This window comes from Caldovatus aquaticus (assembly GCF_019458025.1).
Classification (GTDB): Bacteria; Pseudomonadota; Alphaproteobacteria; order Acetobacterales; family Acetobacteraceae; genus Caldovatus; species Caldovatus aquaticus.
Map to the genome: position 1 here is coordinate 174459 of NZ_JAHZUY010000002.1, position 20044 is coordinate 194502.

The following is a 20044-nucleotide window of genomic DNA, read 5'->3' on the forward strand; positions in this document are numbered from 1 at the left end:
ATGACGCGCCGGCGGATGCGTCGGACAGTGCCAGTAAGGCGCGCCGCATCGGGCCCAGCCGCGCGCAGCTGGCCACTTCGCCAGGGCACGATGCGTCAGCGCCCGGGCGCCTCGCCGCCGCCGCCCAGGCGACGCAGCACCGCCAGCCCGGCGAGCGTCACCAGCGCCAGGTGCCCGAAGCCCGCGCCCCAGCCCGAGACGCTTTGCACCCCGCCGGCGAGGTCGAGCGCCACGCCGACCCCGAGCGGCCCCAGGAAGCCCCCGGCATAGCCGCACATGCTGTGCAGCCCCATGGTCGCGCCGCGCAGCCCGGGCTCCGCGGCCTGCACCGTCCCCGCGGTCAGCGCCGAGCTGTCGAGGTAGATCGCCGCGTTCCACAGCAGCACCAGCAGCGCCGCGAGCCCCGCCGATGCCGCCACCGTCCAGCCCGCGGCCAGCGAGAGCGCCGCCGCCGCGCCCATCGCCAGGCTCACCACGCGCACCCGGCCGAGCCGCTGCGCCGTCTCGTTGCCTGCGACCGACACGGCGATCCCGGCCAGCCCCGCCAGGGTGAACAGGGCGGTCGGCCCCGGCAGCCAGTCCGGCGCGCCCGCGTCCTGCCGCGCGGCCGCGGCGGCGAGGAAGGTCACCGCCCAGGTGCGCAGCGCCGCGAGCTCCCAGGTGTGCACGGTGTAGCCGGCGATCCACGCCATGGCGCGGCGATTGCGCAGCACCGGGCGGAAGTCGAGCAGCGCCCGTCGCGGCAGCGCCGCCTCGTCGCGGTCGGCCCGCGGCGGCAGGGCGCCGGGCACCACCGCGGCGGCGACGGCGAAGGCGAGCGCGGCGGCGAGCCCGCCGACCAGGAAGGCGGCCTCCGGCCCGGCCAGCGCCTCGCACAGCCCGGCGACGGCGAAGGACGCGGCGCCGGAGATGCCGACCCCCGCCGCGTGCCACGACACCGCGCGCGACTGCGCCGCGCCCTCGAGCGGATCGGCGATCGCCTTCAGCCCCGGCATGTAGGCGCCGGCCCAGCCGACGCCGGCCAGCGCGCGCAGCGCGAGCGCCGGCCAGAACCCGTCGGCGACCGTGGCGAAGCCGAGGTGAGCCAACGCCGTGCATCCGGCGCCGACGAGATAGACGCGCCGCGCCGGCACGCGGTCGGTCAGCGCGACCAGCACCGGCACGGCGGCGACGTAGGCGGCGAAGAAGATGCCGAGCAGCCACCCGGCCTGGGTGCTGGAGAGCGACCAGCGCGCGATGTAGCCGGGCAGCAGGGCCGGCAGCGCGAAGGCGCCGAGCTGGACGAGCACCTGCGCGGCCACGATGGCGGCGGTGTAGCCGCCGCTGCCGGGCCGCGGCGGCGCGAATCGGGCACGGGGCGGAGAGAAGCGCATGGCGGGAAGGGAGAAGAGCACGGCCGGGCGCGCCGCGCGCCCCCCGATCGCCGGGCCGCGACCGGCCGCCCGCCCGCGCGCAAGGGCCGGCGGCCGGCGGCCGCCGCGCGGGGCCTCATCCCGCCGGCGCGGGCGGCTTCGCGTAGTCCTCGTCCGGGACGGGCTCGAACCACATCGTGCCCCGGCCCTGGTCGTCGTTCTCCGACATGGCGAGGTGGGAGAACAGCCGGTCCGGCGCCGCGCCGTGCCAGTGCCGCACGTTCGGCGGGATCAGCACCGTGTCGCCGGGGCGCAGCTCCTGCACCGGCTCGCCCTCGCGCTGGTAGCGCCCGACGCCGGACAGGCAGTAGAGCGTCTGCCCCACCGGATGCGCATGCCAGGCGGTGCGCGCGCCCGGCGTGAAGGTGACGACGCTCGCGCGCAGGCGCGAGGGCGGCGTCACCGACAGGATCTCGTCCTGGAAGACGAGGCCGGTGAAGTTGCCGGCGGGGGCCTTCCTGGTGGCGCGCGCCGAGACGCGGATGACGGTCATTCTGTCCTCCCTTGCTCGCAGGTGACGCCGGCAGGCCGGGACGCCGCACGCCGGGCGACGGTCGCCTCCCGGCCGCCGCCCGCACCGGCCGACCGGGCCGCGCAGCCGTCTCCGCGCCCCGCTCGGGGACCGTAACGCCCGAGACGAGCGTCAGGCGATAGCCCTCGACGCGCCGCGCCAGCCGCTTGCCGCGGCCGCCCCTGCCGGCCGGGCGCGCCCGTCGCCGGCCGCGGCGCCGCGGCCCGGCGCGCCCCGCCGCGCGGCGAGCGGCGTCCCGCCCGGGCCCGGCCCCGATCGCGACCGGTCTTGGCCGGTCTTGGAAGGCCCCGCGGGACGCGCTATCTCCCGGCCGCTCGCGCCCGGTCGCCGGGCAGCCCGGAGACGGACCCGGCCTCCAACCAGACCGATGCTCCCGCAACCGCAGCCGTTCTCGCCGCGCCCGTCGCGTGCGCCCGACCACCTCCGCGCGCCCGATCGCGCCCACCGCCGGGCGGGGGAGGCGACGGAGGGCCGGCTCCTGGGCCTGCGCCGCCCCCCCGCGACCCCGGCGCGCGGCCTCGCGGGCGACCTGCGCGTCGCCTCCTACAACCTCCACAAGTGCGTCGGCACGGACCGGCGCTTCGACCCGGCGCGCTCGGCGGCGGTGATCGCCGAGCTCGGCGCCGATCTGGTCGCCGTGCAGGAGGCGGACCGGCGCTTCGGCCGCCGCGTCGGCCTGCTCGACCTCGAGGCGCTGGCGCGCGACGCCGGCCTGGTTCCGCTTCCCGCCTCCGACCTGCCCGATGGCCACGGCTGGCACGGCAACGCGCTGCTGGTGCGCCCCGGCACTCCCGCCCGGCTCCGCCGCCTCCGCCTGCCCGGAGCCGAACCGCGCGGCGCCCTGCTGGCCGAGCTCGAGCTGCCGGCCGGGCGGCTGCGGGTGGTCGCCGCGCATCTCGGCCTGCTCCGCCGCCACCGCACGCGCCAGGCGGCCGCCATCCTGCGCGCCCTCGCCGAGGGCGAGGCGATGCCGACGCTCCTCCTCGGCGACCTGAACGAGTGGCGCCCGGGGGCGCGCTCCTCGCTCCGCACCTTCGAGCCGCTGTTCGGGCCGCTCGCCCCCAGCCCGCCCAGCTTCCCGGCCCGGCTGCCGGTGCTGGCGCTCGACCGCATCCTCGGCTGGCCGCAGGGGCTGGTCAGCGAGGTCGCCGTGCATGACAGCCCGCTCGCGCGCCTCGCTTCCGACCACCTGCCCGTGACCGCGCGGGTCCGTCTCGGCGTCGTGGCCGGGGCGGCGCCGGAGTCGCTGCCCCTCGCCGCGGCGGCCTGAACGGCCGGGTCCATCGGCGGGCAGGGACGGGCCGGCCCGTCGGCTCGCCAACGCGCGGGCGGGGCCGGCGCGGCTCCCCCGCCCCGGACCGGCGGCGCGCGACCGCCGCCTGTCTCTGTCCCCGGCGTCAGCCACGGCGCGCGCCCGATCCCGAGGCCGATGCGCGCCGCCGACGTCGGCGCCCCGCCAAGCGCCGGGACCCGCGCCCTCTGCCGCGGCTCGCCGGGCTGCCTCGCGTGGGGCCGCGGAGCGCCGCGCTCGGCTCCGTCGCCCGGCGGGCGCGGCGGATTTTCCGTTTGACCGGCCGCGCACGGCTTCGCAGGGTGCCCCGGAAGCGCGCAGCGAGCACGGGACCGCGCGCGCGCAAGGGGGAGATGTCCATGCCGCACCACCGGCTTAGTGCGGTTTCCGCCCGCGGGGGCGCCGGCGCGCGCCGCGACGCCGATCCCGGTTCGCCCCCGCCGCGAGCGGACGCGACGAGGGCGCCCGGGCACGCCTTCGCCCGCCGCGCGGCGCTGCGCGCCGCCCTCGGCGGCATCGCGGCGCTGCCCGCCGCGGCGGCAGGGAGCCAGTCGGCGGTGGCGCCGGAGTTCCCGCGCCAGCCGGTGCGCCTCGTCGTGCCCTTCGCCCCGGGCGGCGCGACGGACGTCGTCGCGCGCATCCTCGCGCCCGGGATGCAGCAGGCCTTCGGCGGCCGGCCGGTCGTGGTCGAGAACCGCGGCGGCGCCGGCGGGCTGATCGGCGCCGAGGCTGTCGCCACCGCGCCGCCCGACGGCCACACCGTCATCCTCCTCACCATCACCAACGCGGTGCTGATGGTGGGGCTGATGCGCAACGCGCGCGTGGACCCGCGACGGGACTTCGAGCCCGTTTCCCTGGTGGCGACGCTGCCGATGGTGCTGACGGTCGGCAGGCACGTGCCGGCGCGGGACCTGCCGGAGCTGATCGCCCTCCTGCGGTCGCGCCCCGGGCGCCTGACCTACGGCTCCGCCGGTCCCGGCAGCATCAACCACCTCGGCGCGCACCTGCTGACCCTGCGCACGGGAACGCAGGCGGAGCACGTGCCCTACCGCGGCGCCGGCCCGGTCTTCGCGGACATGATCGCGGGCAACGTGGACATGCTGATCGAGGGCATCCCGTCGCAGGCGCCCCATGTGCGCAGCGGCCAGATCCGCGCCATCGCCGTGCTGGCACCGGAGCGCAGCCCGCTGCTGCCCGAGGTGCCGACCGCCATCGAGCAGGGAATCGCCGGCTTCCAGATCATGAACTTCATGGGCGTCTACGCGCCTGCCGGCACGCCGCCCGCGGTGATCGCACGGCTCGAGCAGGCGGTGCGGAGCGCGGTGCGCGACGAGACCGTCGCGCAGCGCCTGCGGGATGCGGGAACCGAACCGGCCGGCTCCGCCGCGGCGGAGTTCCGGTCCTTCTGGCAGGCGCAGCTCGACCTGTGGCTGCCGGTCGTCGAGGCCTCGGGCATCCGGCTGGACTAGGGGGATCGCGGACGGAAACGGCCGGAAGCGCGGATCCGCCCGGCAGACGACGAGCCGGAGCCGCTGCAGCGGGCACGGCGAGCGGAAACGGCGCTGGCGCCGCCCGGCGTGTCCCGGCCCGGGCGCCGCGAGGCCAGGGGGGCGCGCAGCGCGTGCGCCGCGCCTCGCGCGGCCGGCGCCCGCCGCGCTTGACGGCGGCGCGCCGGCCGCCCCAGCCTGCCGTCCGCGCTCCGCCGCCGGACGGAAGGATGCGAGCCATGCCGAATGCCGCCCCGTCGCGCCGCGCCCTGCTCGGCGCCGCCCTCGCCGTGCCGCCGGTCGCCGCCCGAGGGGCGCAGGCCGCCTGGCCCGAGCGCCCGGTGCGCCTGATCGTCCCCTACTCGGCCGGCGGCGTCGCCGACACCGTGGCGCGCTTCCTGCAGCCCAAGATCGGCGAGTTCCTCGGCCAGCCGCTGATCGTCGAGAACCGCACCGGCGCCTCCGGCCTGATCGCCGCCACCCAGGTCGCGCAGTCCCCGCCCGACGGCCACACCCTGCTGCAGGAGGGCGCGACCTTCGTCACCCTGCCGCTGACCCGGCGCGACATGCCCCTCGACTACGCCGCAGCCTTCGCGCCGATCGCCCAGGCGACGATCGTGCCCTACCTGCTCAACGTGCGCGCCGACTTCCCGGCGCGCACGCTCGAGGAATTCGTCGCGCAGGCGAAGGCGCATCCCGGCGCGATCACCTACGGCACGCCGGGCATCGCCCATATCGGCCACTTCATGGGCGAGCTGCTGCAGATCATGGCCGGCATCCGGCTCGAGCACGTGCCCTACCGGGGCGGGGCGGACGTCGCGCGCGACCTCGCCGGCGGGCGCATCGACGCCTGCATCATCAGCCTCAACAGCATCCGCCCGGTGGTGCAGGCCGGCAAGGCCCGCATCCTCGCCTGCACCACGGCCGAGCGGCACCCGGGCGCGCCGGAGGTGCCGGCGATCGCCGAGACCTTCCCGGGCTACGACCTGACGAGCTGGATCGGCATGTTCGCCCCCGCCGGCACGCCGCGCGCGGCGATCGAGCGCTTCGGCGCGGCGCTGCGCTTCGCGCTCGAGGACCCGGGCACGCGCCAGCGGCTGGTGGCCAACGGCGAGGTGCCGGTGCGCTCCTCGCCCGAGCACTTCATCGCCCACCTCGCCCGCTTCCGCGAGGTGGCGGCACGCGTCGTCGCCGCCAGCCCGGCGCTGCGGCCGGCGTGAGCGCCTACCCCGCGGCCGGCGGCGCCACGGGCGGCTGATAGCCGAGGCTGGCGGCGTATTTCCGGCCCGCCTCGGGCGGCAGGAACTCCGCCTCCAGCGCGCGGATGCGGGCGAAGCCCGCGAAGCCGTGCAGGTCGCCCATCGGATGCGCCCGGTAGCGCGCGTCGAACTCGGGCTCCGCCGCGGTGCCCTTCTCCTTCAGCGCCCGTGCGACGTCGTGGAGCGCCATCAGCGTCGCGCGCATCGCGAGGCCCGGAAGGATGCAGACGGCGATGCCGAGCGCGGCCATCTCCCGCTCGGTGAAGCGCGGCGAGATGCCGGTCATGTTGTAGAACACGCGGCCGCCTCCGACCTCGCGGCAGACGCGCTCGACCTCGGCCACGCTCGCCGGCCCCTCGACGAAGGCGAGGTCGGCGCCGGCATCGAGGAAGGCACTGGCGCGCCAGATCGCCTCGTCGAGCGAGCCGCCGTGGGCGCCGCGCGCATCGGTGCGGGCGACGATCACGAAGGTCGGGTCGAGCGCGTCGCGCGCGGCGCAGGCGGCGCGGATCCTGCGCACCGCCTCCTCGCGCCCGATCACCTCGCGCCCCGCCACGTGACCGCAGCGCTTGGGCGCCACCTGGTCCTCGAGGTGCAGGCCCGCGGCGCCGGCGCGCACGTATTCCTCGACCGTGCGGATGGCGTTGAGCGCGTTGCCGTAGCCGGTGTCGGCGTCCGCGATCACCGGCACGCGCACGGCGGCGGCGATGTATCGCGCGTTCGTCGCCATCTCGGTCAGCGTGATCAGCCCCGCGCCGGGCAGGCCGAGGAGGGCGAGCGAGCTGCCGTAGCCGCTCATGTAGATCGCCGGGAAACCGACATGCTCGAGCACGCGCGCGCTCATCGCGTCGTAGCAGACGGGCACGACGAGCGGACGGTGGTGCGCGAGCAGCGCCCGCAGCCGCGCCCCGGGCCGTTGCGGGGGTGCCTTCTCGCCGAGATGCATCGCCTTGTCCTCCGCGCGGGGAGGCACGAGCCTCCGCGGCGGCGCGGCGCGCGGTCAAGCCCGCCCGGGCCCGGCCGGGCGCCGCGGCGCCTCTCCCCCGGCGGTCGGCCGCAGGGCCTTGCCGAGGCACGGCCCGCGTGCCTCTACCGGCGCCCGCGCCGCACGCCATCTTAGGGAACCAGCAGGAGGACCCCCCATGGCCGAGCCGACTCGCACCGAGACCGATTCCCTCGGCAGCATCGAGATTCCCGCCGACCGCTACTGGGGCCCGCAGACCGAGCGCGCGCGCCGCCTGTTCCGCATCGGCTCCGAGCGCTTCCCCCCCGTGCTGATCCGCGCCGTCGGCCTGCACAAATGGGCCTGCGCCGAGGCGAACCGCCGCCTCGGCGAGCTTCCCGACACCATCGCCGAGGCGATCAAGGAGGCGGCGCTCGAGATCGCCGAGGGCAGGCGCGACGAGGACTTCCCGCTGCCGGTCTGGCAGACCGGATCGGGCACGCAGACCAACATGAACGCCAACGAGGTGATCGCCAACCGCGCCAACGAGATCCTCGGCCGCCCGCTCGGCGCGCGCGAGCCGGTGCATCCGAACGACCACGTCAACCGCGGCCAGTCCTCCAACGACAACTTCCCCACCGTCATGCACATGGCCGCCGCGGAGGTCGTCGAGGGGCGGCTGCTGCCCGCCCTGGGCCGGCTGCACGCGGCGCTGTGGCGGCGCGCCGAGGAATGGGCCGGCATCGTCAAGGTCGGACGGACGCACCTGATGGATGCGGTGCCGGTCACGCTCGGCCAGGAATTCGGCGCCTGGGCGCGCCAGGTCGAGCTCGGCATCGCGCGCCTGCGCGACGTGATGCCGCGCCTGCTGCTGCTGCCCCAGGGCGGCACTGCGGTCGGCACCGGCCTCAACCGCCACCCGGACTTCGACCGCGTCTTCTGCGAGCTCGTCGCCGAGCGCACCGGCCTCGCCTTCGCCCCGAACCCCAACAAGTTCGAGGGCATGTCGGCGCACGACGTCTTCGTCGAGCTGCACGGCGCGATGAACGTGGTCGCCGTCTCGCTCAACAAGATCGCCAACGACATCCGCCTGCTCGGCTCCGGGCCGCGCTGCGGCATCGGCGAGCTGGTGATCCCGGCCGACGGGCTCTCCTCCTCGATCATGCCGGGCAAGACCAACCCGACCCAGGCGGAGGCGCTGACCATGGTCTGCGCGCAGGTTATGGGCAACCACGTCACCGTCACCGTGGCCGGGGCGCAGGGGCATCTCGAGCTCAACGTGTTCAAGCCGGTGATCATCCACGCCGTGCTGCAATCGGCGACGCTGCTCGCCGATGCCGCCGAGAGCTTCGCCGCCAACATGGTGGACAAGCTCGAGCCGAACCGCGACCGCATCGCCGAGCACCTGGCGAAGTCGCTGATGCTGGTCACCGCCCTCACCCCGCGCATCGGCTACGACAAGGCGGTCGCGATCGCGAGGAAGGCGCTCGCCGAGAACCTCACGCTGAAGGAGGCCGCGGCGCGGCTCGGCCACGTCGCGCCCGAGGACTTCGACCGCTGGGTGCGCCCCGAGGCGATGGTGACGCCCGGCGCCACGCTCGAGGGGAGCGCATGAGCGAGGACAGCCCGGGCGGAGGCCGCCACCTGCGCAAGCGCAGCTTCACCGTCGCGGGGCACCGGACCTCGGTGGCGCTGGAGCCGGAATTCTGGGCGGCGCTGGAGACGGCGGCGGCCCGCCGCGGCATCAGCCTCGCCGCGCTGATCGCCCTGCTGGACGCGCGCCGCACGGCCTCCCGCATGCCGCTTGCGAGCGCGCTCCGCGTCTTCGCGCTGGCCGAGGTGGAGGCGACCGCGCCGCGCCGCGGCTGAGCGGAGGCGCGCGGCGGCTCATCCCCGCTCCGCCCGCCAGCGCGCCCAGGCGCTGATCTCCGGCAGGCGCCGCGGCGCGGCGAGGTCGCCGGACAGGTGCAGGCCGATGTCCGGCGCCTCGGTCTGGGCGGGCCGCGCCGCGATCTGCACGTCGAGCGTCGCCCGCGCCAGGTCGATCGCCCCGCGCGCGCTCGCCGTCACGCCCCCCTCGCCGGTCAGCCGCGCCGCCTGCAGGACCAGGCGGCCGTCGCCGAGGTGCGCGGCGAGCTCCAGCCGGTCGAAGGCGGTGCCGCCGGCAGGGGCCCCGTCGCCGAGGGCGCGGCGCAGCCCGGCCTCCGCCGCCTCCGGATCCTCCTGCGCCGAGGCCGCGACCAGTGCGGCGAGATCGAGGCCCACCAGCACCCCGTTGCGCACGGCGAGACGCAGCTCGCCCTCGCAGGTCGCGAGCAGCGCCGCCGGGCTGTGGCCGACGCCGCCGAGGCGCAGCTCGCCCTCGACCTGGCCCGCGGCCAGGTCGAGCACAGGCAGGCCGAACAGCGGCCCGGCGATGGTCGCGTCCTCGAGCCGCAGCGCCGCGCTCACCGCCGGCGGATCGGCGGCGCCGCCCCGCACCGTCACCGCGCCGGTGAGCGTGCCGCCGCCGAGCCGGGCGCGCAGCCCTTCCACCTCCAGCCGCCCGCCGGCGAGCCGGACACTGCGTGCCTCCACCGCTTCCAGCGCCGGCGCGTCCGCGATCCGCACCTGCGCCGCGGTGACGGAGAGCTCGGCATCCATCGCGTCGAGCAGGGCGAAGCCCAGCGGCTCGTCGCCGCGCCAGCGCAGCGGCGGCAGCGCGACGTGCTCGGCGGCGATGCGCCCCGTCAGCCGCGGGCGCGGCGCCGCGGGATCGAGCGCGAGCGAGAGCTGCTGGCCGCGCGCCCGCAGCCCGGCCAGGACCAGGTCGAGGTGGTCCGCCGCGATCCCGCCCGGCGCGACGACCAGCCCGGAGGCGACCAGCGACAGCGACCCCTGGCCGAGCCACTCGGCGCCGTCGAGGCCGAATCCCTCGGCGAGGAGGCGCAGCGCCCCGGGATGGCGCAGGGCCAGCGTGCCGGCGAACCGCGGCGCCCGGCCGTCCAGCGTGCCGTTCGCCTCGACGCGCAGCTCGCCGAGCTCCGCCTCGGCGCGCAACGCCAGGGCGTCCACGGGGCCGCCGCCCGAGAGCCGCAGCGTCACGGGCCGGCCGGCGAGCAGCGCGCGGCCGGGCCAATCCGCCGGCAGCAGGGCGGCGAGCTCGGCGGCGTTCGCCGCCGTCGCCTCGATGCTGAGGTCGGCGAGCCGCGGCGCGGCTGCCGTCTCGGCGCCCCCCCCGCGCGCGCCGGCACCGCCGCCCACCGCGAGCGCGCCGGAGGCGGTCACGTCGGCGCCGGCGAACCGGCCGGAGAGGCGCCGCACCGCCAGCCGGCCGCCCTCCAGCGCCGCGTCGAGCGTCGCGCGCTCCGCCGTCAGGCCGCGCCAGACCACCTGCTCGGCGGCGAGGCGGAGATTGGCGTCCACGCCGCCGAGCGCGGCGCCGAGATCGGCCCGGCTCGGCCCCGGCGGCACCAGCCCGTCCAGCACCAGCCGGTCGAAGCTGAGCCCGGCGCCGACCGCCGGCCGCGCCCCGCCGAAGCGCAGCACCCCGGCGCCGGAGATGCGCATGCCGTCCACCGTCGCGGCGAGGTCGGCGACCGAGGCCTGGGTCTGCTCCAGCACCAGGCGCAGCCGCCCCTCCCCGGCGCGCAGGCGCGACGGGTCGGTGCCGGCGAGAGGCACGCCGAACGCCGCCAGCGTCTCCCGCAGGTTGCCGCCGCGGAAGTGCAGGGCGAGCTCCAGCCGGTCGGCCGCGGACGCGCCCGCCAGCTCGACCGTCGTCTCGCCGGGCAGCAGGGCGGAGACGTCGGTGAGCGTGAGCCGCTCCTCTTCCAGCACCACCGCGCCGCGCAGCCGGCGCAGGGCGGCACCGCGGAAGGCCGCGGCCTCGGCCGAGAGGTCCAGGCTGGTCGGCATGGCGGGCCGTCCCGCGGCGCGCAGCGCGCCGACCCAGGCGTCGAGGTCGAGCCGGCTCGCCGCCAGCGCGATGTCGAGCCGCGGCGCCGGCAACAGGCGCAGCGCCAGCGCCCCGCGCGCCGGCACGCCGGCGATGTCGAGCGTGACCTCGTCCGCCGCGATCAGCTCGGCCCCGGCGGTCAGCCGCCCGCTGCCGCGGAACGGCCCCGGCGGCGCCGGCAGCAGGACGGCGAGGTCCTGCCCGGAGGCCTCGAAGCGCCCCTCGAACCCGCCCTCGGGCAGCAGGGCGCCGCGCGCGGTGGCGGCGGCCCCGGTGGCGGCGAGGGCGAGGTCGAGCGTCGAGACGCCGTCATAGCCGGGCCGGCCGAGCGTGGCGGAGAAGCGGACCGGCAGGGCGCGGAAGGTGAAGCGGCCCTCGACCTGCACCGCCTCCAGCGCCCCGCCGGCCGAGAGCCGGGCGGCGACATCCTCCAGCACCGCCGCGCCGAGACGCACGCGGCTGTCCTCGATGCGCGCATCGAGGGCGAGGAGCCAGGCCGGCGGGCGCAGCGCGAGGGTGGTGGCCGGCGGCCAGGGGAGGCGGATCTCGGCGCCGACGAGGGCGATCTCGCGCGGCTCCAGCCGCCCGGTGAGCAGGGCGCCGAGGTCGAGGCGCAGGCGCATGCGGCGCGCGGCGATGTCGATGTCGTCGCCGGCCGCGCCGACGCGCACGCGCGCGGCCTCGATCCGCGGCTGCGGCAGGAGGGCGAGGCGGAGGTCGCCCTCGATCGCCACCGGACGGCCGAGGCGGACGGCGGCGAGCGCGGCGAGGCGCGGCCGCTGCGCCTCCCAGTCCACGAAGCGCGGGCCGAGCCAGAGCGCGCCGCCCAGCGCGGCGAGCAGCAGCGCGAGCGCGAGGACGAGCCGGCGGGTCATGGGCGAGGGCTCATGGGCGAAGGCGGCCGGCGCGGCGCGCCCGCTCCGCTGTCACGGCGCCGCGCCCCATCCGCCCCCGCCCGGCGTCTCCAGCCCGAACACCTCGCCGGCGGCGAGGAAGGCGCGGTCGCAGCCCTTCAGCCCTTCCACGCGCCCGTCCGCGCGCTCCACCCACTGCCGCCCCGGCGCGCCGTCCCGCCCGCCGGCGAGCCCGTGCGGGGCGACGGTGCGGCGCGAGGCGACGATCACCGCCTCCATCGGGCGGAGGAAGCGGATGCGCCGGCGCGCCCCGTCGCCGCCGCGCCAGCGCCCCGCCCCGCCGGAGCCGCGGCGGACCGAGAACTCCTCGAGCCGGACGGGGTAGCGCAGCTCCAGGATCTCCGGATCGGTCATGCGGGTGTTGGTCATGTGGGTCTGCACCGGGCCGGTGCCGTGGAAGCCGGGCCCGGCGCCGGTGCCGCCCGCGACCGTCTCGTAGTACTGGTAGGCGGCGTCGCCGAACAGCACGTTGTTCATCGTCGCCTGGGCCGAGGCGCAGGCGCCGAGCGCAGCGAGCAGCGCGTTGCACGTCACCTGGCTGACCTCGGTGTTGCCGGCGACCACCGCGGCGCCGGGACGGGGCGAGAGGAAGGTCCCCTCCGGCACCACGATCTCGAGCGGCGCAAGGCAGCCGTCGTTGAGCGGGATGTCCTCGCCGACCAGGCAGCGGAAGCAGTAGAGCACGACGGCGCGGCAGATCGCCGTCGGGGCGTTGAAGTTGCCCGGGCGCTGCGGTCCGGTGCCGGTGAAGTCGATCACCGCGCGGCGCCGGGCGCGGTCCACCCGCACCGCGACGACGAGCGGCGTGCCGTCGTCGAGCGCGGTGCGGAACGCGCCGTCCGGCAGGCGGTCGAGCACGCGGCGCACGCTCTCCTCGGCGTTGTCCATCACGTGGCGCATGTAGGCGCGCACCGTGTCGAGGCCGAACTCGCGCACCGCCCGGCGCAGCTCCTGCACCCCCTTCTCGTTCGCCGCGACCTGCGCCTTGATGTCGGCGAGGTTCACCTCCGGCGAGCGCGCGGGGTATTTCGCCGAGCGCAGCAGCGCGAGGAACTCCGCCTCGCGGATGCGCCCCCGCTCGACGAGCAGGAAGTCGTCTATGACGACGCCCTCCTCCTCGAGCGTCGCGGAATCGGGCGGGGTGGAGCCGGGGGTGAGGCCGCCGATGTCGGCGTGGTGGCCGCGCGAGCCGACGAAGAAGAGGATCTCGCGGCCCTCCTCGTCGAACACCGGAGTGATGACCGTCACGTCCGGCAGGTGCGTGCCGCCGTTGTAGGGATTGTTCAGCGCCACCACGTCGCCGGGCCTGAGGGTGCCGCCGCGCAGGCGGATCACCGTGCGCACGCTCTCGCCCATCGCGCCGAGGTGCACCGGGATGTGCGGGGCGTTCGCCACCAGCCGCCCCTCGGCGTCGAAGATGGCGCAGGAGAAGTCGAGCCGCTCCTTGATGTTGACGCTGAGCGCGGTGTTCTGCAGCACGGCGCCGGTCTGCTCGGCGATGCTCATGAACAGGTTGTTGAACAGCTCCAGCATCACCGGGTCGGGGCGGCCGGTCGCGGCGACGACGGCGTTCGGCCGCGGCTCGGTGCGGCGCAGGATCAGATGGTTGCGCGGCGTCACCTCCGCGCCCCAGCCCGGCTCGATCACGGTGGTGGCGTTGGCCTCGCGGATCAGGGCGGGGCCGGCGATGCGATCGCCGGCGCGGAGCGCCGCGCGGTCGAACACCGGGGCGGCGTGCTCGGCGCCGCCGGTGAAGAGGGCGACGCGGTCGATCGGGGCGAGCGGCTCATCCGGCGCGCGCGGCGGCAGCGCCGCCTCCTCCACCGGCTCGCCGGCGGCGGTGACCTCCGCCACCGCCGCCTCGACGATCACCGCCCGCTCGGGGGTGGCGAAGCCGAAGCGGCGGCGGTGCGCCTCGGTGAAGGCGGCGAGCACCTCCTCATGCGTCCCGAAGGGGACGGCGAGGAAGGCATCGGTGCCCTCGTAGCGCAGGTGCAGCCGGCGCGCCGCCGTGATGCGCGCCTCCGGCGCGCCCTGGCGCAGCAGCTCGGCGCGGCCGTCGGCGGCCAGCGCCTCGAGCCGGCGGGCGAGCTCCTCCATCAGGCCCGGGGCGAGCGGCGCCTCCACCGCCGCCTCGCGGATCACGGTCTGGTCGGCGAGGCCCATGCCGTAGGCGGAGAGCACGCCGGCGAAGGGATGGATCAGCACCGTCTCCATGCCGAGCTCGTCCGCCACCAGGCAGGCGTGCTGCCCGCCGGCGCCGCCGAAGCAGACCAGCGCGTAGCGGGTGACGTCGTGGCCCTTCTGGATGCTCACCTGCTTGATGGCGTGGGCCATGTTGGCGACGGCGACGCGCAGGAAGCCCTCGGCCACCACGCGCGGGTCCCGCGCCGGCTCGCCGGTGGCGGCGGCGATCTCCGCCGCGAGGGCGGCGAATTGCGCCCGCACCGCCTCCGCATCCAGCGGCTGGTCGCCGCCGGGGCCGAAGATCGCCGGGAAGTGCGCGGGCTGGATCTTGCCCACCATGACGTTCGCATCCGTCACGGTGAGCGGCCCGCCGCGGCGGTAGCAGGCAGGGCCGGGGACGGCGCCGGCGCTCTCCGGCCCGACGCGGAACCGCGCCCCGTCGAAGCGCAGGATCGAGCCGCCGCCCGCCGCCACCGTGTTGATCGCCATCATCGGCGAGCGCATCCGCACGCCCGCGACCACGGTCTCGAAGGCGCGCTCGAACTCGCCGGCGTAGAGGGCGACGTCGGTCGAGGTGCCGCCCATGTCGAAGCCGATGATGCGGTCGAACCCGGCCATCGCCGCGGTGCGCGCGGCGCCGACGATGCCGCCGGCAGGGCCGGAGAGGATCGCGTCCTTGCCCCGGAAGCGCCCCGCCTCGGCGAGCCCGCCGTTGGACTGCATGAAATAGAGGCGCACCCCCGGCAGCTCGCCCGCCACCTGCTCGACGTAGCGGCGCAGGATCGGCGAGAGGTAGGCGTCCACCACGGTGGTGTCGCCGCGCGGCACGATGCGCGGCAGGGCCGAGACCTGGTGGCTCAGCGAGACCTGGGGGAAGCCGATCTCGCGCGCGATCGCGCCGAGGCGCAGCTCGTGCGCCGGATGCGCCCAGGCATGCATCAGCACCACCGCGACGGCGCGGATGCCGTCGGCGAAGGCGGCCGCGAGCGCCGCCCGCGCCCCGGCCTCGTCGAGCGGCTCGATTTCCGCCCCGTCGGCGGCGATCCGCCCGCCGACCTCCGCCACCCGCTCGTGCAGGAGCTCGGGCAGGCGGACGTCGAGCTCGAACAGCTTCGGCCGCGCCTGGTTGCCGATGCGCAGGAGGTCGGCGAAGCCGCGGTTGACCAGCAGCAGCACCCGCTCGCCCTTGCGCTCGAGCAGCGCGTTGGTGGCGACCGTGGTGCCCATCTTCACCGAGTCGATCAGCCCGGGCGGGATCGGCGCCTCGGGCGGCAGGCCGAGGCAGGCGCGGATGCCGGCCACGGCGGCGTCGCGGTAGCGGCCGGGGTTCTCGGAGAGCAGCTTGCGGGTCGAGAGCCGCCCCGCCGGGTCGCGGGCGACGATGTCGGTGAAGGTGCCGCCGCGATCAATCCAGAACTGCCACCCGTTGCCCGCCATGAGTCCCGCCCGATGCCGCGAAATGGCCGCGGAGAATGGGATCGCGCGCGGCTTCGGGCAACCGTGGCGGCGCGCCCCGCGGCCGGACGCGCCGCCGCGCGCCCGGAAGGCCGCGCCGGCCCGGCGGCGGCAGCCCCGGCGCCGGCCCCCGCGGCGCCTCCCGGCCGCTCCCGCCGGGCCGCCGCGCATGCTAGCTAGGGGCCTCCGGCGGCGAGGGAAGCGGCGGAGGACCGGCGGGCTTGGGCATCTGGGGCAAGATCATCGGCGGCGTGGCCGGCTTTGCCATGGGCGGGCCGCTCGGCGCGATGGTCGGCGCCGCGCTCGGCCATGCGGCGGACGAGGGGGCGCTGTCGGGCGCCGCCGGGCGCCTCCCGCCCCACGCCGCCGACCTCGCCGCGCTGCTCGGCGGTCGGGAGAGCCTGTTCGCGATCGGCGTCGTGGTGCTCGCGGCCAAGCTCGCCAAGTGCGACGGGCCGGTGCGGCGGGCCGAGATCGACGCCTTCAAGCGGTTCTTCCGCATCCCGCCCGAGAACCTGCGCGAGGTCGGCCGCCTGTTCGACCAGGCGCGCGAGACCCCGGAAGGCTGGGAGCCCTTCGCCGAGCGGCTCGGCACCGCCTTCGCCGACAACAAGGGCATGCTCGAGGACGTCCTCGCGGCGATGTTCGGCATCGCCCGGGCGGACGGGCCGGTGAACCGGGCGGAGCAGGCCTTCCTGCGCGGCGTGCATGCCCGCTTCCGCCTCGACGCCGCGGCCTGGGAGCGGGCCCAGGGCGGGCAGCCGCGGCCGCCGGACGCCGAGCTCGGCGTGGACCCCTACGCGGTGCTCGGCCTGACGCGGGAGGCGACGGACGAGCAGGTCCGCGCCGCCTGGCGCAAGCTGATGCGCGAGAACCACCCCGACAGCCTCGCCGCGCGCGGCGTCCCGGCGGAGTTCGTCGAGCGCGCGACCCGCAAGGTGGCGGAGATCAACGCCGCATGGGATCGCATCAAGCGGGAGCGCCGGCTGTGAGCGGCGCGGGCGCGGCGCCGGGGCGCGGGGGCGAGGCCGGGCGGGCGCCCCGCGCCCCGGTCGCGGGGCCGCGGTTCCCGGCCCCCGCCCGGCGCGCCGGGACCGAGGCCGACGCCGCGCCGTGATCGCGCCGCTGCGCATCCGCGACCTCGCCAGCCCGAACCACGACGCGCGGCCGGCCGGCGCGCCGGTGGACATGCTGGTGCTGCACTACACCGGGATGCGCACGGCGGAGGAGGCGATCGCCCGGCTGCGCGACCCCGCGGCGCGCGTCTCGGCGCACTATGTAGTGGAGGAGGACGGCGCGGTGTGGCGCCTGGTGCCGGAGGAGCGGCGCGCCTGGCACGCCGGGGTTTCCTTCTGGCGCGGGCGGGAGCGGCTGAACGACCGCAGCATCGGCATCGAGGTGGTCAATCCGGGCCACGACTGGGGCTACCGCCCCTTCCCCGCCCTGCAGATGGCGGCGGTGTGCGACCTCTGCCTCGCGATCCTCGGCCGGCACCCGATCCCGGCGCGCAACGTCGTCGCGCACAGCGACATCGCGCCGGAGCGCAAGCGGGACCCGGGCGAGCTGTTCGACTGGGAGGGCCTCGCGGCGAACGGCGTCGGGCTGTGGCCCGCGGGGGTGGACGGGAGCGACCCGGCGCGGCCGGCGGGCGGCATGGAGCGCGCCGCGGCGCTGCTTGCGCGCATCGGCTACCGGGTGGAGCCGGCGCGGCCGGAGGTGGCGCTCGCCGCCTTCCAGCGGCACTGGCGGCAGGAGCGGGTGGACGGCGCGCCGGACGCGGGCACGCTGGCGCGGCTCGAGGCGGTGCTGGCGCTCTGCGAAGGGGAGGCGGCCCGCGCGCCGGCGCGGATCGGCGAGGGGGCCGGCTGACCCGTCGCGGTCGGGGCGCCGCTGGCGGCGGACACAGACGCAATTGACGCGCCGCGCGCGCATGCGCACATGGAGGGCGGCGCCAGACGGCCGGACGGCCGCTGGCGCGGGAGCGATCCCGCGCTGGAGGAAAGTCCGGGCTCCACGGGAATGCGGTGCCGGCCAACGGCCGGCGGGGGAGTTCCGGCGGGCCAGGCGGCCCGTCGGCGCGACCCCAGGGAAAGTGCCACAGAGAACAGACCGCCCGCGCGCCGCAAGGCTCGCGGGCAAGGGTGAAACGGTGCGGTAAGAGCGCACCGCGCCCCCGGCGACGGGGGCGGCACGGCAAACCCCACCGGGAGCAAGGCCGAATAGGGGCGGCCGGCGTGATCCCCGCCGCGGCGGGGATGGACGCGAGGGCATTCCCGCCCTGCCGCCCGGGTTGGCCGCGCGAAGCCGGCGGCAACGCCGGCTCCAGAGGAATGGCCGTCCCCAGCCGCGAGGCTGGGACAGAACCCGGCTTACAGGCCGTTTGGTGCCATCTTTCCCCGTTGTCCACAGGCTGTGGATTTTGTTGTCCGCAAAGAACAAACAACGAATTTGCGGAATTCCGAAGACCGTCTGCGAGAACCCAGGACGCGGCGCGCATGCGCGCCGCTAGTGGACTGTAAAGACTAAAGGTTTCGCGCGGCGCGGACGCGTCCTTGGCTGCCTTGACCCTTGCTGTCCCGTCTCGTCCCGTGCTATCCCATAAATGCCCGCAGGAAACCGGACAGCTCGGGGGGGCGAGCGGTTCTCCGAGCGGGCGGTCGGGCGAGCCGGCGAGGTCGGGGGGCCTCGCCGGCCGCTGATCGAGCGGGGGAGCGCGGCCGCCATCCGGCGGCCTTCGCCTTCAGGGGGGGCTGGCGACCGGCGCGATGACCCAGTTCCTGGGCACGCATCTCGGCAAGCTGGACCGCAAGGGCCGCATCTCCGTCCCTGCTCCCTACCGTGCGGCCCTGCAACGATTCGGTTCCGACATCCTGATCCTCCGCCCCTCGCACAGCCTGCCCTGCATCGAGGCCCACCCCGAGAGCGAGTTCCAGCGCCTGACCAGCGGCCTGCAGCATCTCGACGCCTTCTCCGAGCAGCAGGACGACCTCGCCACCGCGCTCTTCACCGAGGCGCACGCCGTCCAGCCCGACGGCGAGGGACGCCTGGTGCTGCCCGAGCCCCTGGTCGCCCATGCGGGCCTGACCGACGCGGTCGCCTTCCTCGGCCTCGGCCGCCTGTTCCAGATCTGGGAGCCGGAGGCGGCGAAGCGCCGCATCGCCGAGGCCCGCCTGCGCGTGCGCGAGCGCGGCATGACCCTCCCCGCGCCGCCGGCGATCGCGCCGCCCCCCGCGAATTCGCCTCTCAACCCGACTCCGCGCGACGTGCCATGACGACGGGCGAGACCCACGTCCCCGTGATGCTCGCGGAGGTGCTCGCCACCCTGATGCCGTCCGCAACCGACGATGCGGCGCGGCGCGAAGCCGCCCCGCGCTACTGCGACGCCACCTTCGGCGGCGGCGGCTACGCCGCCGCGATCCTCGAGGCCGACCCGCGCTGCGTCGTGTGGGCCATCGACCGCGACCCCGACGCGATCGCCCGCGGCGCCGCCCTCGCCGCGCGCCACCCCGGCCGGCTGCACCTGATCGAGGGCCGCTTCGGCGACATGCTGGAGCTGCTCGCCGCGCGCGGCGTGACCGAGCTCGACGGCGTGGTGATGGACCTCGGCGTCTCTTCCTTCCAGCTCGACCGGCCGGAGCGCGGCTTCTCCTTCCGCGCCGACGGGCCGCTCGACATGCGCATGGAGAAGCGCGGCCGCTCCGCCGCCGACCTCGTGAACACTTTGTCCGAGGCGGAACTCGCGTACATCCTCGCCACCTTCGGCGAGGAGCGGCATGCCCGGCGCATCGCCCGCGCCATCGTCGCCGCGCGCCGTGTCGCGCCGATCGAGACCACCGGGCGGCTCGCCGAGATCGTGCGCGGCGCGGTGCCGCGCGATCCCTCCGGCATCGACCCCGCCACCCGCTCCTTCCAGGCGCTGCGCATCGCGGTCAACGACGAGCTCGGCGAGATCGAGCGCGGCCTCGCCGCGGCGGCGCGGCTGCTCGCGCCCGGCGGCCGGCTCGTCGTCGTCTCCTTCCATTCGCTCGAGGACCGCATCGTCAAGCGCTTCATGGCGGAGGCGGCGGGCCGCACCGGCGCCCCCTCGCGCCACGACCCGGCGGCGCTCGCCGCGCCGCGCCGCGCCGCCGCGCCCCGCTTCCGCCTGCTGACGCCGCGCGCGCTCCGCCCGGGCGCGGCGGAGGCGGCGGCCAATCCCCGCGCGCGGTCGGCGCGGCTGCGCGCGCTCGAGCGCCTCGCCGCCTCGTCCGCGTCTTCCCCCGCAACGCCTGCCACCCTCCGGGGGGCCGCATGATCCGCCCGCTCACCCTCGTCAGCCTGCTCGCCGCCGGCGGCGCGGGGCTCTACCTCTACCAGGTCAAGCACTCGGTCTCGCTGCTCGACCGCGAGCTGCGCGCGATCCGCCGCCAGATCGAGGCGGCGCGCGAGCATACCGAGGTGCTGCGCGCCGAATGGGCGCTGCTCAACCAGCCCGACCGGCTGCGCCAGGTCGCCGAGCGCCACCTCGCCGACCTCGCGCCGATGACGCCGGCGCAGTTCGTCCGGCCGCAGGAGCTCGACCGCCGGCTGCCGCAGCCGGTCGCCTTCGCGGGCGCGCCGGCGCTGTTCGGCTCGCCGCTCCAGGTCG

General features: G+C 76.9%; 15 protein-coding genes and 1 other RNA gene. 11 read left to right on the forward strand and 5 right to left on the reverse strand.

Annotated features, from left to right (window positions below):
- Positions 1-95: 95 nt before the first annotated feature.
- Both K1J50_RS01820 and K1J50_RS01825 read right to left on the reverse strand, forming a co-directional pair.
- Positions 96-1394 carry an MFS transporter gene (locus K1J50_RS01820; protein WP_220115717.1) on the reverse strand — a complete coding sequence of 433 codons (1299 nt, stop codon included), beginning with the start codon at positions 1392-1394 and terminating at the stop codon, positions 96-98.
- A 94-nt stretch (positions 1395-1488) separates the two neighbouring features.
- Positions 1489-1905, reverse strand: coding sequence for a (R)-mandelonitrile lyase (locus tag K1J50_RS01825; protein WP_220115718.1), 417 nt, complete (start codon positions 1903-1905; stop codon positions 1489-1491).
- Positions 1906-2311: 406 nt separating this feature from the next.
- On the opposite strand from K1J50_RS01825, the gene K1J50_RS01830 reads away from it, so the two are divergent.
- From K1J50_RS01830 to K1J50_RS01840, 3 genes are all read left to right on the forward strand, one after another.
- Positions 2312-3214, forward strand: a complete 903-nt coding sequence (locus K1J50_RS01830; RefSeq protein ID WP_220115719.1) for an endonuclease/exonuclease/phosphatase family protein — start codon at positions 2312-2314, stop codon at positions 3212-3214.
- A gap of 380 nt (positions 3215-3594) precedes the next feature.
- Positions 3595-4704 (forward strand): Bug family tripartite tricarboxylate transporter substrate binding protein, encoded by a 1110-nt coding sequence (locus tag K1J50_RS01835; protein ID WP_220115720.1) that lies wholly within the window; start codon positions 3595-3597, stop codon positions 4702-4704.
- A gap of 257 nt (positions 4705-4961) precedes the next feature.
- Positions 4962-5942 (forward strand): Bug family tripartite tricarboxylate transporter substrate binding protein, encoded by a 981-nt coding sequence (locus K1J50_RS01840; protein ID WP_220115721.1) that lies wholly within the window; start codon positions 4962-4964, stop codon positions 5940-5942.
- Positions 5943-5946: 4 nt separating this feature from the next.
- Here K1J50_RS01840 and K1J50_RS01845 read toward each other — a convergent pair whose 3' ends face one another.
- Complete coding sequence (locus K1J50_RS01845) at positions 5947-6954, reverse strand: isocitrate lyase/PEP mutase family protein (protein ID WP_220115722.1); 1008 nt, start codon at positions 6952-6954, stop codon at positions 5947-5949.
- 169 nt (positions 6955-7123) lie between these two features.
- Between K1J50_RS01845 and K1J50_RS01850 the strand changes: the two genes are divergently transcribed.
- Together K1J50_RS01850 and K1J50_RS01855 are read left to right on the forward strand one after the other, a co-directional pair.
- The gene (locus tag K1J50_RS01850; protein ID WP_220115723.1) at positions 7124-8539 is read left to right on the forward strand and encodes a class II fumarate hydratase; all 1416 of its coding nucleotides are present in this window, start codon (positions 7124-7126) and stop codon (positions 8537-8539) included.
- A complete protein-coding gene (locus K1J50_RS01855; protein WP_220115724.1) occupies positions 8536-8793 on the forward strand; it encodes a ribbon-helix-helix domain-containing protein in 258 nt (85 codons plus the stop codon). The genes K1J50_RS01850 and K1J50_RS01855 overlap by 4 nt, the downstream gene beginning before the upstream one ends.
- An 18-nt stretch (positions 8794-8811) precedes the next feature.
- On the opposite strand, the gene K1J50_RS01860 is transcribed toward K1J50_RS01855, so the two are convergent.
- Both K1J50_RS01860 and K1J50_RS01865 read right to left on the reverse strand, forming a co-directional pair.
- On the reverse strand, positions 8812-11736 hold the full coding sequence (locus K1J50_RS01860) for an AsmA family protein (protein ID WP_220115725.1): 2925 nt from the start codon (positions 11734-11736) through the stop codon (positions 8812-8814).
- A gap of 51 nt (positions 11737-11787) precedes the next feature.
- The gene (locus K1J50_RS01865) at positions 11788-15399 is read right to left on the reverse strand and encodes a hydantoinase B/oxoprolinase family protein (protein WP_220115726.1); all 3612 of its coding nucleotides are present in this window, start codon (positions 15397-15399) and stop codon (positions 11788-11790) included.
- A 239-nt stretch (positions 15400-15638) separates the two neighbouring features.
- On the opposite strand from K1J50_RS01865, the gene K1J50_RS01870 reads away from it, so the two are divergent.
- The 6 genes from K1J50_RS01870 to ftsL all read left to right on the forward strand — a co-directional run.
- Positions 15639-16409 (forward strand): TerB family tellurite resistance protein, encoded by a 771-nt coding sequence (locus K1J50_RS01870; protein ID WP_220115727.1) that lies wholly within the window; start codon positions 15639-15641, stop codon positions 16407-16409.
- Between the two features lie 121 nt (positions 16410-16530).
- Complete coding sequence (locus tag K1J50_RS01875; RefSeq protein WP_456304542.1) at positions 16531-17286, forward strand: N-acetylmuramoyl-L-alanine amidase; 756 nt, start codon at positions 16531-16533, stop codon at positions 17284-17286.
- An 82-nt stretch (positions 17287-17368) separates the two neighbouring features.
- An RNA gene (gene rnpB / locus K1J50_RS01880) (RNase P RNA component class A) lies at positions 17369-17805 on the forward strand.
- 377 nt (positions 17806-18182) lie between these two features.
- Positions 18183-18689 carry a division/cell wall cluster transcriptional repressor MraZ gene (gene mraZ / locus K1J50_RS01885; protein WP_220115728.1) on the forward strand — a complete coding sequence of 169 codons (507 nt, stop codon included), beginning with the start codon at positions 18183-18185 and terminating at the stop codon, positions 18687-18689.
- A complete protein-coding gene (gene rsmH, locus K1J50_RS01890; RefSeq protein WP_220115729.1) occupies positions 18686-19711 on the forward strand; it encodes a 16S rRNA (cytosine(1402)-N(4))-methyltransferase RsmH in 1026 nt (341 codons plus the stop codon). The genes mraZ and rsmH overlap by 4 nt, the downstream gene beginning before the upstream one ends.
- A partial coding sequence (gene ftsL / locus K1J50_RS01895) for a cell division protein FtsL (RefSeq protein WP_456304543.1) occupies positions 19708-20044 on the forward strand: 337 nt, incomplete at its 3' end. The genes rsmH and ftsL, both read left to right, overlap by 4 nt.

Coding starts and splice junctions, on each gene's coding strand:
- K1J50_RS01825 (WP_220115718.1), bottom strand. CDS start 1,905: ATGACCGTCATCCGCGTCTCGGCGCGCGCCACCAGGAAGGCCCCCGCC.
- mraZ (WP_220115728.1), top strand. CDS start 18,183: ATGACCCAGTTCCTGGGCACGCATCTCGGCAAGCTGGACCGCAAGGGC.
- K1J50_RS01865 (WP_220115726.1), bottom strand. CDS start 15,399: ATGGCGGGCAACGGGTGGCAGTTCTGGATTGATCGCGGCGGCACCTTC.
- K1J50_RS01835 (WP_220115720.1), top strand. CDS start 3,595: ATGCCGCACCACCGGCTTAGTGCGGTTTCCGCCCGCGGGGGCGCCGGC.
- K1J50_RS01860 (WP_220115725.1), bottom strand. CDS start 11,736: ATGACCCGCCGGCTCGTCCTCGCGCTCGCGCTGCTGCTCGCCGCGCTG.
- rsmH (WP_220115729.1), top strand. CDS start 18,686: ATGACGACGGGCGAGACCCACGTCCCCGTGATGCTCGCGGAGGTGCTC.
- K1J50_RS01830 (WP_220115719.1), top strand. CDS start 2,312: ATGCTCCCGCAACCGCAGCCGTTCTCGCCGCGCCCGTCGCGTGCGCCC.
- K1J50_RS01855 (WP_220115724.1), top strand. CDS start 8,536: ATGAGCGAGGACAGCCCGGGCGGAGGCCGCCACCTGCGCAAGCGCAGC.
- K1J50_RS01840 (WP_220115721.1), top strand. CDS start 4,962: ATGCCGAATGCCGCCCCGTCGCGCCGCGCCCTGCTCGGCGCCGCCCTC.
- K1J50_RS01850 (WP_220115723.1), top strand. CDS start 7,124: ATGGCCGAGCCGACTCGCACCGAGACCGATTCCCTCGGCAGCATCGAG.